A 13148-nucleotide genomic window follows, 5' to 3' on the forward strand; every position below is an offset into this window, starting at 1 on the left:
CGGGCGCGCCGCGCCAGGCGAGCATAGCGGCCCTGTCTGGAAGGATCGTGACCATGGACACCGTCGAGACCCCCTCCCCCGTCGATCGACTGACCATCACGGGGGCCCCCTCGGGGGACGCCTCCGAGGACCCGGCGACGTCGCTGCTCGCCCTGCCCTGGGCGCTCCCCCTCGAGACGTGGCCGCGTGAGGTGCTGGCGGCTCTGCCGCGGGGCATCTCCCGTCACGTGGTGCGCTTCGCCCGCATGGGCGGGGGCATCGTGGCGGTGAAGGAGACCACGGAGGAGCTCGCGTTCCACGAGTACCGGCTGCTGCGCCGGCTCGAGCGGGGCCCGGCGCCGTCGGTGGTGCCGGTGGCCGTGGTCACCGGGCGCACCCACGACGACGGCACGCCGCTGCCCGCCGCCCTCGTCACCCGGCACCTGCGCTTCTCCCTGCCGTACCGCGCCGTGTTCTCGGAGCGCCTCGAGCGCCGCACCCTCGTGCGGCTCATGGACGCGCTGGCGACCCTGCTCGTCGAGCTGCACCTCGAGGGGTTCTTCTGGGGTGACGTCTCCCTGTCCAACGTCCTGTTCCGGCGCGACGCGGGCGGGTTCGCCGCTCACCTGGTGGACGCCGAGACCGGCGAGCTGCGGGAGCGGCTGTCCACCGGCCAGCGCGAGCACGACCTGGACGTGGCCGCCGTGAACGTGGGCGGTGAGCTGCTGGACCTGCAGGCCAGCGGGCTGCTGGACCCGGAGGTGGACCCCGTCACCACGCCGGACCTGCTCGTGGCGTCCTACCGACGGCTGTGGGACGAGCTGACCGAGCCTCTGCTGTTCCCCCGCGCCGAGCCGTGGCGCCTGGACCGCCGCGTCCGCCGCCTGCAGGAGCTCGGGTTCGAGCTGGCCGAGTACTCACTGCGCGCCGCCGACGCCCCCGGGATGATGATCGCCCGGCCCGTCGAGATCCACGCGGGCTACCACCGCCGTCGGCTGACCCGCCTCACGGGACTCGAGGTCCAGGAGAACCAGGCCCGGCGGCTGCTCGTGGACATCGAGGCCGCCCGCCGGGAGTGGGACCCGTACATGGACATCGAGGCTGCGGCGCACCGCTGGGTGGTGGAGGTGTTCGACCCCGTGGTCCGCTCGGTGCCCCTTGAGCTGCGAGCCAAGCTCGAGCCCGCCGAGGTGATGCACCAGCTCCTCGAGCACCGCTGGTACCTCTCCGAGGCCCGCGGCCAGGCCGTGCCCCTGCAGGAGGCGGTGGACTCCTACGTGGACACGGTGCTGCGGGCCCGCCGCGACGAGGACGCGGTGGCACTGCACCCCACGACCACCATGCTGCGCGCCGTCCCGCCTGCGGACGCGGACTGACGCCGGACGCGGCTCAGCGGCGCAGGAGCAGGAAGCCGGGGGCCGGGACCGCCGCCGGCACCGTGCCGGGGCCGAGCGGGCCGTGGTCGCCGTGGCCGGCGAGCAGCTCCGCCCGCGTCAGGTCCGCGGGCACGGGAAGCGGCTCCGCGCCGAGGGCGACGAGCAGGACGACGTCGGCGTCCTCGCCGGCGCGGGTGAGGCGCACGTGGCGCCGGGCCGCGTCCACCTCGGCCCGGACGCGGTCGCGGCGAGGGTCGGTGAGCTGGGGCAGCGTGCGGCGCAGGCCGATCAGGGTGCGGTAGGCGGCGAGCACGCGCACCCCGCGGCCCTGGCCGTCCGTGCCGCCCGCGGCCTCCGCCCAGTCCAGCACCGCCGCGTCCCGCGTCGCGGGGTCCTGCGGGTCGGGGACGTCGGCCGGGTCCCAGCCATGGGCGGCGAACTCGCGGCGTCGTCCCTGCCGGACGGCGTCCCCGAGCTCGGGCTCGCGGAACGAGGTGAAGAACGGCCACGGCGTCGAGGCCGCGAACTCCTCCCCCATGAAGAGCATCGGCACGTGCGGGCCGGTCAGCAGCAGGGCGGCCTCGGCCGCGAGCGCACCCTCGGACAGGGCGGCAGCGGTGCGGTCGCCGCCGGCACGGTTGCCCACCTGGTCATGGTTCTGGATGCTGGCCACCCACGCATGGTTCGGGACGGCGTCCGGCACGGCGCGCCCGTGATCGCGGCCGCGGAAGGTGGAACGGGTGCCGTCGTGGAAGTAGGTGCGCTCCATGACCTTGGCCACCGCCTCCAGCGGGGCGAAGTCCGCGTAGTAGCCGTGGGTCTCCCCCGTCGCGGCCACGTGCAGGGCGTGGTGGACGTCGTCGTTCCAGGCCGCCGCGAGGCCGAGCCCGCCGGCCTGGCGGGGCAGCACCAGACGCGGGTCGTTGAGGTCGGACTCGGCCAGGAGGGGCACGGGTCGGCCGGCACGGGCCGCGATCCCGTCCGCGAGCGCGGCCATCTCCTCGAGCAGGTGCACGGCGCGGGTGTCCCGCAGGGCGTGCACCGCGTCGAGGCGCAGCCCGTCCACACGCATCTCCTCGAGCCAGAAGCGGACGTTGTCCAGGACGAACCGGCGCACCTCGTCCGAGTCGGCGCCGTCCAGGTTCAGGCCGTCGCCCCAGCCGGTGCCGCCCGGGCCCAGATACGGCCCGAACACCGGCAGGTAGTTGCCGGAGGGGCCCAGGTGGTTGTGCACGACGTCCTGGACCACGCCGAGGCCGGCGGCGTGGGCGGCGGCCACGAAGCGACGGTAGGCGGCGGGGCCGCCGTAGGACTCGTCGACGGCGAACCACGCCACCCCGTCGTAGCCCCAGTTCCGCGGGCCGGAGAAGGAGTTCACGGGCAACAGCTCGACGTGGGTGACCCCGAGGTCCGTCAGGTGCGGCAGGCGGGCGATGGCGGCATCGAGGGTCCCCTCGGCCGTGAAGGTGCCCACGTGCAGCTCGTACAGGACGGCGCCGCGCAGGCCGCCGCCCTGGAGCACGGTCGGATCGGACTCCACCCCGGGCGGCCCGGCCCAGCCCTCGTCCGGCCACGCGACGGAGCGGCCGGCGACGTCGCGGCGGGAGGGCCCGTGGACCGTGTCGGGCTGGCGGCGGGAGCGGGGGTCCGGCACGGGGTCCGCCCCGTCCACGCGGTAGCCGTAGCCGGGGTCGGCCGGCGGTTGCGCGGCGTCGAGGCCGAGGGCGGCCAGCGGGTCCTCCGTGGGCGTCCACCAGCCTCCGGCGGCGGGGTCCATGGCCACGACGGCGGCGACGGGCCAGCGGTCCTCGGCGTAGCGCAGGGCGCCGGGCTCGGTGTCGACGAGGACGAGCTCGACGCTCTCGGCGTGCGGCGCCCACACGGCATAGGGGACGGCGCGCGCGGCCTCGACGGCGGCCCGCTCGTCCGCGGCGGGGTCCACGGGGTCGGAGCCGATCGGGTGCAGGCCCGGGGCGGGGGCGTCGGCCGGGCGGGGCTCGGTCACGGGGCGGTCCTCTCTCGGCGGTCGGACGGGGCGTGCGCCGGGACGAGCAGCGCGACGGGCAGGGTGCTGAGCAGTTCGTCGAGGCGCACGGCGCCGCGCGCGTCGGGGTGGACGGGGTGGCCGGTGACGGCGTCCTCCCACCGCCCAGCCGGCACGGTCACGACGGTCTGGCCCCAGCCACCCGCGGCCGCGAGGCGGACGGGCCAGCGGGTGGCCACGGCGAGCGCCCCGCCCCGGTCGAACGCGATCGCGTGTTCGGCGGCGGGGCCGGAGACGTCGAGCGGGCGGTGGCCGGTGAACAGCTCGGGCCGGTCGCGGCGGGCGCGCAGCACGCCGGCCACGACGGCCAGCTTGGCGGCGGCGGGGTCGTCGAGGCCGGGCGTGTGGCCGGCGTCGAGGCGGTCCAGCAGGTCGGCCCGGGCCGCGAAGTCCACGGGGCGGCGGTTGTCCGGGTCCACGAGGGTGGGGAAGGGCACCTCCGTGCCCTGGTAGACGTCGGGGACGCCGGGGGCGGCGAGCTGGACGAGCTTGTGGCCGAGCTGGACCACGAGGCCGGGCTCGGCGATGCGGTCCGCGACGGCCTGGAGCACGCCCCGGGCAGGCCCCTCGGGGGAGGTGACGGCGGCGGCGAGTGCGGCGAGCCGGGCCTCGAACTCGGGGTCCTGGTCCGTCCAGGTGGTGGCCAGGGCCGCCTCGCGGGAGGCCTTCTGCAGGAAGCCGAGGATCCGCTCCTCCTCCGGCGTGGTGCCGTCCGTGGGCCAGACGCCCACGATGGACTCCCAGAGCAGCCGCTCCGCGTCGGGGTGGCCGAGCGGGTGGAGGCGCCTCAGCTCCGCGAGCTCGGCGGCCCAGCGGTCGGGCTCCTCGGCGAGCACGGCGATGCGGGCGCGCACGTCCTCGCCGCGCTTGGTGTCGTGGGTGCTCAGGGTGGTCATGGCCGTCGGCCAGGCGGCCTGGCGCGCCTGCTGGGCGGCGTGGAAGTCGGCCAGGGACAGGGCGACGTGGGAGGGGTCTCCGCCGACCTCGTTCAGATTGGCCCACCGGGTGTACCGGTAGAAGGACCGGTCCTCGACGCCCTTGGCCATCACCATGCCGGAGGTCTGCTGGAACCGGCGGGCCACGGGCGAGTCCGGGTCGGTCAGCTCGGGCCGCAGGTCGCCGAGCACGTCGGCGAGGGCCGGCTCCGCCGCGGCCGCGTCCGCCAGCGCGCCCTCGAGCACGGCCAGGCCCACGGGCAGGTAGGTGCGGTACACGGGCAGGCGGGCGAGCACGGCGGCGAACGCGGCGGCCACGTCCTCGTCCGGGTGGGCGCCGAGGGCGTGCACGGCGCGGACCTCCCGGACCAGCCGGGCGGTCTCGGCCGCGAGGGAGCCGGTGGCCACGTCGTGCTTGGCCCGCACCACGGCCTCGTCCCACTCCCGACGACGGCGCGCGTCCTCGGCCGCATCGCCCGCGGCCTCGGGGTGCATGAAGACGCGTTCGACCTCGCCGAGCGCGTCGTAGCCGGTGGTTCCGTCCACGGGCCAGTCCGCGGGCAGCGCCTCACCGGGCTCGAGGATCTTCTCCACCACGAGGTAGCCCTCCGGGAGCACGTGGGAGCGCAGGCGCCGCGCGTAGCCGGCCGGGTCCGCCAGGCCGTCCGGGTGGTCCACGCGCAGCCCGTCCACGAGCCCTTCGCGGACCCAGCGGGCGGGTTCGGCATGGACGGCGTCGAAGACCTCGGGCTCCTCCACCCGGACGCCCGCGAGCGTGGTGACGGTGAAGAAGCGGCGGTAGTTCAGCTCGGCGTCGCCGCGGCGCCAGCCGACCAGCCGGTAGTGCTGGCGGTCGTGCACGGCGCGGGCCAGGCGGGCCTGCTCCGCGGTCGGCTCCTTCGCCGGGTCCGCCGCCGCGAAGACCTCCGCGGTGCGCAGCCCGGTCTCCGTCTCGGCCGCCTCGAGCGATCCGGGGGCGAGGGGGTAGACGTTGTCCCAGTAGCGCAGACGGCCGCCCTCGGCGTCGACGACGAGACGGTCCAGTTCCGCGTCCGCGTCCCCGTCAGGGCCGTCTCCCAGCACGGGGATGAGCAGGGACCCGTCGCCGGCCGCCCAGTCCACGTCGAACCACGCCGCATGCGCCGCCTCGGGACCGTGGGTGAGCACGTCCCACCACGCCGGATTGGCCTGGGGCGTGGCCACGCCCACGTGGTTCGGCACGATGTCCACGAGCACGCCCATGCCCGCCTCGTGCGCGGCGCGCGCGACCATGTCCAGTCCCTCTGCCCCGCCGCGGGCGGCGTCCAGCCGGGTGGGGTCCACGACGTCGTACCCGTGGTCGGAGCCGGGCTCGGCCTCGAGCAGCGGCGAGAGGTAGAGCCAGTCCACGCCCAGGCGCCGCAGATAGGGCACGAGCCCGGCCACGGACTCCAGCGGCAGATCCGGGCTGACCTGGAGCCGGTAGGTGGACGCGGGGGCGGAACGGACGGTCGAGGTGCTCACGCGGCGACGCTAACAGAGGCCCCCGACGCGGCATCAGGCCCGACGGACGGCGGCGGGCGCGGTCACGGGGCCGGACGCAGCGGCAGGTCCTCGTACTTCTCCGGCGGGTTGTGGAAGATGTCCTCGCCGACGAAGGGCTCGCCCGAGGGGTCGACCAGGACCATCTCGTCCCGCAGGACGGTCCCGTCCGGCTGGGTGAGGTCGATGATGAACCCCGTGCCGGACTGGCGGATGCGCTCGATCGAGGTGTAGCCGTACTTGGCCGTCAGGTTCTGACGCAGCGTGTCCAGCCCCGCCAGGTGCGTCCCCACACCCACGCCGGCCAGCACGGCCGCGACCGCCAGCATCACGGCCCCCACCCGGCGCTGCAGCCGGGTGTTGTCCAGGACGTCCACCTCGGTGTTGCGTCCGTGCTCGTCAGCGTGCCGCCGGTGCCGGCGCTCGCGCCAGATCCCGGCGGCCAGCAGGATGCCGCCGACGACGAGCGCGAGGGCGGCCGCCCAGTAGGCGAGCCAGGGGGTGAAGAGGTTGACGGGCGCGAAGGTCATGCCCCCAGTGTGACATCCCTCACGTCCGCGGGCCGCTCAGGGCAGGCCGGTACCGCGCGCCGCGGTCCACAGGCGGTGCCACTGCGCGGAGTCCATCGCCTCGGCCACGGAGGCCGCCTCGGCGCACGCGGCGACGCGCTCCGGGTCCTGGGTGCCGATCACGGGCCGCACGCCCCACGGCAGGCGCAGCAGCCAGGCGAGCACCACGGCCTCCCGGCTGACGCCCAGCTCCGCCGCGACCTCGCCGACGACGCCGGCCGCGCCGTCGTCGCCGGAGCTGAACCGACCCTGCCCCAGCGGACCCCAGGCCTGCAGCTCGATCCCCTCGGCGGCGCACACCGGGCCGAGGCGCCCGGCGTCGGCGTCCGCGGGGGCGTCCGGGTGGTTGGCGAGCACGGCCGCCTCCACGAGGGTGCGGTGGTGCAGGCCGAGCTCGACCTGGACGCACGCCAGCCCGGTCCCGTCCGCCGCCTGGCTCTCGAGCTCGCGCTGGAACTCGAGGACGCGGCCCACGCCGAGGTTGGAGAGGCCGAGCTTGCCGACCAGGCCCGCCTCCCGCGCGTCGAGGAAGGCGCGCACGGTGTCGGCCACGGGCGTGAGGACGTCGGGCCGGTGGATGATCAGGGTGTCCACGCGCTGCTCGCCGAGGCGGGCCAGCGAGCCCTCCAGCGAGGCGCGCACGTGCTCGGGCGAGGAGTCGTAGCGGGTCAGACGCCGCCCGGCCGGGTCCGTCTCGTGCAGGACGATCCCGCACTTGGTCTGCACCTTCAGGGCGGAGCGCTCCTCGTAGGGCAGCTCGTGCAGCAGCCGGCCGACGGTCTCCTCGGAGCGGCCGGCCCCGTAGATGTCCGCGGTGTCCAGCAGGTCGACGCCGGCCTCGATCCCGGCGCGCAGGGCGCGGCGGGCACGCTCCACGGCCGCCTCGGCCTGCGCTTCGCCCGCGGGCCCCTCCGGCCCCGCCCCCGGATCGGCGTCCGGGGGCGGCGGGGGAACGGACCCCCAGGCCATGGTCCCGAGGACGATCGGGGTGGCCGGGGTCGGGTCGAGGTCGAGCGGCGGATGCGTGGAGGCTGTGCTCATGGCCTCACCGTCTCACGTCCGCCCGCCCCGGGTCCGGACCTGCCGCCGTGTGATGGGATGGGTCCATGAAGCTCGCCACGTTCCGCCAGCCCGACTCCGACGCGGCCTACCCCGGCGCCACGTTCGCCGCGGTCATCACCTCCGTGCACCCCGAGGACCCCGAGGTCGCCGTGCGTGCCGTCGCCCTGCCGGACTGTCGCGACGTCGGCGAGTACCTCACCGCCACGCCGGAGGAGCAGCGGGAGATGGTGGAGGGCGCCCTCCGCGCGGCGCAGGCCGACCGGTCCCTCCTGCTGGACACCTCCGGCCTCGTCTACGACACGCTCGTCCCCTTCCCCACCAAGGTGTTCTGCGTGGGCCTGAACTACACGAACCACATCGACGAGACGGGCCTGGAGCGCCCTGAGCATCCGACGCTGTTCGCGAAGTTCCCGCAGTCCCTCACGGGTGCGCTGGACCCGATCGAGGTCCCCGAGGAGGACCACCGGGTCGACTACGAGGGCGAGCTGTGCATCGTGGTCGGTGAGCCGGGCCGGCGCATCGCCGTCGAGGACGCCCCGGAGCACATCGCGGGCTACGCGGTGGCCAACGACATCTCCATGCGCGGCTTCCAGGGCCGCACCTCCGAGTGGCTGCAGGGCAAGGTGTGGGAGGCCTCGACGCCCGTGGGCCCGTGGCTGGTCACCCCGGACGAGTTCCCGGCGGACGCGCGCGTCCTCACGCACGTCAACGGCGAGCTGCGTCAGGAGGACAGGGTCGCCGACGTCGTCTTCTCCCCCGCCGAGCTGGTCTCCTACGCCTCGCAGCTGATCACCCTGAACCCGGGTGACCTGATCCTGACCGGCACGCCCGCGGGGGTCGCCCTGGCCCGCCGGGACGCCGAGGGCCGCCGCCCGTGGCTGCGTCCCGACGACGTCGTCGAGGTGGAGATCACCGGGCTGGGACGCCAGCGCAATGAGCTCGTCTGAGGCGGCGCCGGCGGACGCCCTGCCCCGCGTCGTCGGCATCCTCGGTGCGGGGCGGGCGGGCACCGCGCTGGCACGGGCGATCGCGCGCATCCCCCGCCTCTCCCCGGGCACGGCCGCCCCACGGGTGATGGTCGCGGGCACGCGGCGCCCCGCGGCGGTCCAGCGTCACCTGACGATCTACGCGCCCGAGGCCGTCGCCGTGTCGGCCGAGGACCTGGCGGCGGAGGCGGAGCTCGTCGTCGTGGCCGTGCCGCGCGAGGCGCTCGACGACGTCGACCCGCTCGCCCTCGCCGGGCCGGCCACGCGCGCCGTGGTGGACCTGACCAACACGTGGCCGGGCGAGCCCGTCCCGGCGTGGCTCGACGACGACGACGGCGCGCCCGGCTCCGTCCGGATCGCCGCGCGCTGGGCCGCCGCAGGGCTGCGCGTGCCCGTCGTGCGCGCGTTCTCGGAGATCTCGCATCACGACCTGGAGGACGCCGGGCGCGCCACGGCCCCGCGCCGCGCCCTCGCGGTGGGCACCGAGCCGACCGACGCGGCGGCCGACCCGGCCGCGGTCGCCGCCGCGCGCGACACGGTGATCGCCCTCGTCACCGCGATGGGCTTCGACGCGGTCCCCTACACGGGCCTCGACCGGGCCGGGGTCCTCGAGCCGGGGGCGGCGGGGTTCGGCACCGCGCACGACGCCGGCCGGCTCGCCGCGCTGCTCGCCGACGCGCCCACCGGCTGAGGCGCGCCACCGGCCGCGGTGCCTACGCTGGGCGGGACCGCCGACCCGTCCAGGAGGCCCCCGTGACCCGTCCGACGCACCGCAGCGCCCGCCGCACGCTCACCGCGGTCGCCCTGTCCGCCGCCGCCCTCACCGGGCCGGCGGCGTCCGCCACCGTCGTCGCCCTGCCGGTCACGGCGGGGGTGACGGGCGCCGTCGTCGCCGCCGCGCCGCAGGCCCACGCCGTGGCCTGGGACCAGGTGGAGCTCGTGGATGACGCGGGCGTGATCGACCCCGCCCAGCTGCGCCGAGACCTGGCGGGGATCGAGTTCCGGGAGCCGACCCGCGTCGCCGTGGTCACCGAGCGCGGCCCGGACCTGTCCGCGCTGGACGACGACCGCGCGTCTCAGGCGTTCAACGGGCGGGTGCTCGAGCGGGCTCGCGCCGAGCACCCGGACTGGATCAGCGCGGACGGCCAGAAATGGGCCGACGACCTCGTGATCGTGGCGCTCGACCCGGACAACCGGTTGATCGGGGTGTACGTGGGCGAGGACCGGATGCTCAGCACGGACCGGCTGCGGGAGGTGCGCGAGGCCGGACACGAGGCGGCCCGTGCGGCCCGGTGGACGGACACGGTCGTGGATGTGACGGACGCCGCCGCCGAGCTGATCGGACGCCCCTGGTGGCAGGCTCCCGAGCTGTGGTTCGGCGCGGGGATCGTCGGTGTGGCGGGCGGCGGCGCCGCGGCCGCGGCACTCGCGAGCCGACGGCGTCGCCGCCGCCGGACGGCCGACCTGCTGGCCGAGGCCCGCACCCACCTGACCTCCGTGACCCTGGAGATGGACGCCACCGAGGTGAACGCGTCCACGGTGCCCGAGGACTCGCCCCACGCGGCCGCGCTGATGGAGCGCTTCCGCACCTTCCGGCGCCAGGCGCTCGACGCGTCGGCGGAGCTGGACCGCCTCGAGGCCCTGCCGGAGCGCAGCCTGCATCGCACGGAGCATGCCCGGGCCGCGGAGGACGTCCGGGACCGCGCCCGTGAGCTCGACCGCCTCGACGACGCCGTGGCCGCGGCGAACACCTTCTTCAACCGCCACCCGGGGTGGCCGGCGGCGTGGGACCAGCAGACCGCCCCGCTGCGGGCCGACCTGGACGCCGTCGGCACGCTGGCCTCCTCCGTCGGCTCCGCCGGAGCCGTCCGGTCCGCGGTCGCCGCGCTGGAGTCCTTCCGCACCGAGGCCCAGGACCGGCTCGAGGCGCTGGGTGCGGACCTGCAGGACGAGCGCCTGACCCCGGCCGCGGCGTTGGACGAGCTGGACGCGCTGCGGCGTCGCCTGACCGGTCTCGTCTCCGCCCTCGCCGACGCCGAGGTGGCGGCGTTCGGCAAGGACGAGGCCGAGCGTGAGCTGCTGCGCGACGAGCTGCGCACGCACCGTGGCCCGGTCCGGTCCGCGCGCGGCTCGATCCTGGACTCCGCGCTGCCGGCGGATGCCTACTGGACGGTGGTGGCCTTCACCACGGGCCGCCAGGCCGGCGAGCGGTCCGTCCAGGACCATCGCCAGGCGCAGTCCAGCTCCTCCGGGACCGGCTACGGATCCTCGGGCGGCTCGTTCTCCGGGGCGGGCTCGTCCGGCCGATTCTGAGCCGATCGGGGCCGGATCTGAGCCGGAAGCTCGTCCGGGCCGGGCACCCGGTCCCTGGCCCACCGCCCCGTTCTGCGAGACAGTGAAGGACCATGACCGCCGCTGACACCCCCGCACCCCGCCAGGACCCCCTCGCGTTCTTCCTCGACAAGGCCGTGCCCGAGGCATGGCACGCGGTCGGGCCGCTGGCCTCGGCGGCGCGCGCCGCCGCCGAGCAGGCCGGGCTGGACCGGCAGCTCGTGGAGCTCGTGAACCTCCGGGTCTCCCAGCTCAACGGCTGCGGGTTCTGCCTGGACCGGCACACCCGCCAGGGCGCCGACGCCGGTCTGAGCGTGCAGCGCCTGGGACTGCTGCCGGCGTGGCGTGAGGCCGGGGCCGTGTACTCGGAGCAGGAACGCGCCGCGCTCGAGCTCGCCGAGGCGGTCACGGACCTCCCCGAGCAGGAGCAGCTGAACTACGTGCAGGCCTCCACGGCCGCTGTGCTCACGGACGCCCAGTACGCGGCCGTGCAGTGGGTCGCGATGGTGATGAACCTGACGAACCGCATCTCGATCCTGTCCCATCACCCCGTGCGGCGCCGGGACGACTGACCCCCTTCCCCGTCGCCGGCCCGGCGGCGGGGTCCACCCAGGAACGAGAGGACCGACCATGACCGAGCAGACCCCCAGCCTGGAGCACCCGCAGGTCCGCAAGAACGCGGAGAGGTACGAGATCGTCATCGACGGCGCGGGCACGGTGGCCGGCTTCACGACGGCGATCGACGACGACACCGCCGACGGCCCGGCCCAGCGGATCTTCCCGCACACCAAGGTCGACCACGAGTACGAGGGCCGGGGCCTGGCCTCGACCCTCGTGCGCGAGGCGCTGAAGGACACCGTGGCCGCGGGCCGCCGGGTCGTCCCCGTCTGCCCGTACGTGAAGGACTGGGTGGACGAACACGACGACGTGGCCGGCGAAGTGGACCCGGCGCGCCCCGAGCGTCTCCAGTTCCTGGAGTCCCGCCAGGACTGACGCACCGCACCCGGTGAGCACCCGGAGACGAGAAGAGCCCCCGCCGATCCGGCGGGGGCTCTTTCTGGTCGGGGTGACAGGATTTGAACCTGCGGCCTCGTCGTCCCGAACGACGCGCGCTACCAAGCTGCGCCACACCCCGTTGGAGGTCTCAGACCTGAATCCAACAGAGAGCGACTATACCAGCCACACCGGGTGCCGCCAAACCGAGATGCGGGGCAGAATCTCACGCGTGAGACCTCTGCGCACCCCGCGAATCCGAGAGAGGCCGGCATGAGCTGGTGGCCGTTCCCGCGTTCCTCCGCGAGCCCCTCCCCCGACGACGACGGCGCCCCGGCCGCCGCCGAGCTCGAGGAGGCCGTGGCCGCCCTGCGACAGCTGTTGCGCGCGGAGCGGCACCGACTGCGCCCGGACAGCTGGGCCCTCGCGTGGGAGATGGTCGAGCACGCCGCCGAGTACGCGCCAGCCTGGACTCGCCTGCAGCGCACACGGCCCGTGGAGACCCAGGAGCTCGTGCTCGCCCTCACCGGGCGCTTGGAGCCGCTGCTGCGCGACTTCCTCGCACTCCCCGACTCGGAGAAGCCGGCCCATGCCGACGCCGTGCACGCGCGCCTTCGGGAGCAGGGCACGGAGCACGGCCGGCTGCGCCGCCGACTCACCCGCGCGCTCACGGCACGACTGCGGGCCGGCGAGGAGCTCTGAGCGCCGCGGGTGAATGCACCCGGAACGCAGAAAGCCCCGTGCAGATCGCACGGGGCCGCCCGGTGAATCCTCCCGGGAATGCGGGAAGGGCCTCGCACCAACAGTGCGAGGCCCTCCCTCAAAGAATGTCCGGCGGCGACCTACTCTCCCACAACCTCCCGGCTGCAGTACCATCGGCGCTGTGGGCCTTAGCTTCCGGGTTCGGAATGGAACCGGGCGTTTCCCCCACGCTATGACCGCCGTAACCCTAACCCCACACCACCACCCTCAACACGGGCAACAGCAGGGAAACCTACGGGTCACACAACAGTGACACTATTCAACTCAAAACACCCCAACCACCCACCAACAAGCAGACAGCCGGTTGCAATCAGACAACCGCACAGTGGACGCGAACACCAACCCATCACCTTGAAGCAAGCAATAGGATAAGAGTGTGTGTAAGTCATCGGCCTATTAGTACTGGTCAGCTTCACGAGTCTTCAGTCCTCGCTTCCACATCCAGCCTATCAACCCAGTGTTCTAGCTGGGGGCCTCACACCCTCAAAGGGGCAAGGAAATCTCATCTCGAAGCCGGCTTCCCGCTTAGATGCTTTCAGCGGTTATCCATCCCGAACGTAGCTAATCAGCCATGCACCTGGCGGTACAAC

At 74.8% G+C, this 13148-nt stretch carries 11 protein-coding genes, 1 tRNA gene and 2 rRNA genes; 7 read left to right on the plus strand and 7 right to left on the minus strand.

From position 1 onward, the window contains the following. Nucleotides 1-53 precede the first annotated feature (53 nt). A complete protein-coding gene (locus G6R13_RS04945; RefSeq protein WP_163721141.1) occupies nucleotides 54-1355 on the plus strand; it encodes a DUF4032 domain-containing protein in 1302 nt (433 codons plus the stop codon). A 13-nt stretch (nucleotides 1356-1368) separates the two neighbouring features. Here G6R13_RS04945 and treZ read toward each other — a convergent pair whose 3' ends face one another. From treZ to G6R13_RS04965, 4 genes are all read right to left on the minus strand, one after another. Beyond that, nucleotides 1369-3360 (minus strand): malto-oligosyltrehalose trehalohydrolase, encoded by a 1992-nt coding sequence (treZ, locus tag G6R13_RS04950; protein WP_044659032.1) that lies wholly within the window; start codon nucleotides 3358-3360, stop codon nucleotides 1369-1371. Beyond that, nucleotides 3357-5837, minus strand: a complete 2481-nt coding sequence (gene treY, locus G6R13_RS04955) for a malto-oligosyltrehalose synthase (RefSeq protein WP_101965698.1) — start codon at nucleotides 5835-5837, stop codon at nucleotides 3357-3359. Before treY ends, treZ begins: the two co-directional genes overlap by 4 nt. Nucleotides 5838-5899: 62 nt before the next feature. After that, the gene (locus G6R13_RS04960; protein ID WP_069941864.1) at nucleotides 5900-6385 is read right to left on the minus strand and encodes a hypothetical protein; all 486 of its coding nucleotides are present in this window, start codon (nucleotides 6383-6385) and stop codon (nucleotides 5900-5902) included. A gap of 36 nt (nucleotides 6386-6421) precedes the next feature. Further along, entirely contained in the window at nucleotides 6422-7465 is a 1044-nt protein-coding gene (locus tag G6R13_RS04965; RefSeq protein WP_113913959.1) for an aldo/keto reductase, read from the minus strand. A gap of 65 nt (nucleotides 7466-7530) precedes the next feature. Here G6R13_RS04965 and G6R13_RS04970 point away from each other — a divergent pair, with 65 nt between their 5' ends. The 5 genes from G6R13_RS04970 to G6R13_RS04990 all read left to right on the plus strand — a co-directional run bounded on the left by G6R13_RS04970 (nucleotide 7531) and on the right by G6R13_RS04990 (nucleotide 11796). After that, the gene (locus tag G6R13_RS04970; RefSeq protein WP_002855103.1) at nucleotides 7531-8433 is read left to right on the plus strand and encodes a fumarylacetoacetate hydrolase family protein; all 903 of its coding nucleotides are present in this window, start codon (nucleotides 7531-7533) and stop codon (nucleotides 8431-8433) included. Continuing rightward, on the plus strand, nucleotides 8420-9163 hold the full coding sequence (locus G6R13_RS04975) for an NAD(P)-binding domain-containing protein (RefSeq protein ID WP_113913958.1): 744 nt from the start codon (nucleotides 8420-8422) through the stop codon (nucleotides 9161-9163). Before G6R13_RS04970 ends, G6R13_RS04975 begins: the two co-directional genes overlap by 14 nt. A gap of 62 nt (nucleotides 9164-9225) precedes the next feature. After that, on the plus strand, nucleotides 9226-10785 hold the full coding sequence (locus G6R13_RS04980; protein WP_158530777.1) for a DUF5129 domain-containing protein: 1560 nt from the start codon (nucleotides 9226-9228) through the stop codon (nucleotides 10783-10785). A 92-nt stretch (nucleotides 10786-10877) separates the two neighbouring features. Beyond that, entirely contained in the window at nucleotides 10878-11375 is a 498-nt protein-coding gene (locus G6R13_RS04985; RefSeq protein WP_010079436.1) for a carboxymuconolactone decarboxylase family protein, read from the plus strand. Between the two features lie 58 nt (nucleotides 11376-11433). After that, on the plus strand, nucleotides 11434-11796 hold the full coding sequence (locus tag G6R13_RS04990) for a GNAT family N-acetyltransferase (RefSeq protein WP_163721142.1): 363 nt from the start codon (nucleotides 11434-11436) through the stop codon (nucleotides 11794-11796). A gap of 65 nt (nucleotides 11797-11861) precedes the next feature. Here G6R13_RS04990 and G6R13_RS04995 read toward each other — a convergent pair. Further along, nucleotides 11862-11938, minus strand: a tRNA-Pro gene (locus tag G6R13_RS04995). A gap of 131 nt (nucleotides 11939-12069) precedes the next feature. Here G6R13_RS04995 and G6R13_RS05000 point away from each other — a divergent pair. Then, nucleotides 12070-12498: a hypothetical protein gene (locus G6R13_RS05000; RefSeq protein WP_036315952.1), complete on the plus strand. Its 429-nt coding sequence runs from the start codon at nucleotides 12070-12072 to the stop codon at nucleotides 12496-12498. A 127-nt stretch (nucleotides 12499-12625) separates the two neighbouring features. On the opposite strand, the gene rrf is transcribed toward G6R13_RS05000, so the two are convergent. Both rrf and G6R13_RS05010 read right to left on the minus strand, forming a co-directional pair. Beyond that, nucleotides 12626-12742, minus strand: a 5S ribosomal RNA gene (gene rrf / locus G6R13_RS05005). 192 nt (nucleotides 12743-12934) lie between these two features. Next, nucleotides 12935-13148 (minus strand): 23S ribosomal RNA (locus G6R13_RS05010); the annotation flags it as partial.

Origin of the sequence: Micrococcus sp. Alg238-R198 (genome assembly GCF_900537135.1) — a bacterium.
GTDB classification, from domain to species: domain Bacteria; phylum Actinomycetota; class Actinomycetes; order Actinomycetales; family Micrococcaceae; genus Micrococcus; species Micrococcus luteus.

Bases quoted from the DNA above. Each gene is read 5' to 3' on its own strand.
- G6R13_RS04945 (WP_163721141.1), top strand. From the start codon at position 54: ATGGACACCGTCGAGACCCCCTCCCCCGTCGATCGACTGACCATCACG.
- G6R13_RS04960 (WP_069941864.1), bottom strand. From the start codon at position 6,385: ATGACCTTCGCGCCCGTCAACCTCTTCACCCCCTGGCTCGCCTACTGG.
- G6R13_RS04965 (WP_113913959.1), bottom strand. From the start codon at position 7,465: ATGAGCACAGCCTCCACGCATCCGCCGCTCGACCTCGACCCGACCCCG.
- G6R13_RS04970 (WP_002855103.1), top strand. From the start codon at position 7,531: ATGAAGCTCGCCACGTTCCGCCAGCCCGACTCCGACGCGGCCTACCCC.
- G6R13_RS04975 (WP_113913958.1), top strand. From the start codon at position 8,420: ATGAGCTCGTCTGAGGCGGCGCCGGCGGACGCCCTGCCCCGCGTCGTC.
- G6R13_RS04985 (WP_010079436.1), top strand. From the start codon at position 10,878: ATGACCGCCGCTGACACCCCCGCACCCCGCCAGGACCCCCTCGCGTTC.
- G6R13_RS04990 (WP_163721142.1), top strand. From the start codon at position 11,434: ATGACCGAGCAGACCCCCAGCCTGGAGCACCCGCAGGTCCGCAAGAAC.
- G6R13_RS05000 (WP_036315952.1), top strand. From the start codon at position 12,070: ATGAGCTGGTGGCCGTTCCCGCGTTCCTCCGCGAGCCCCTCCCCCGAC.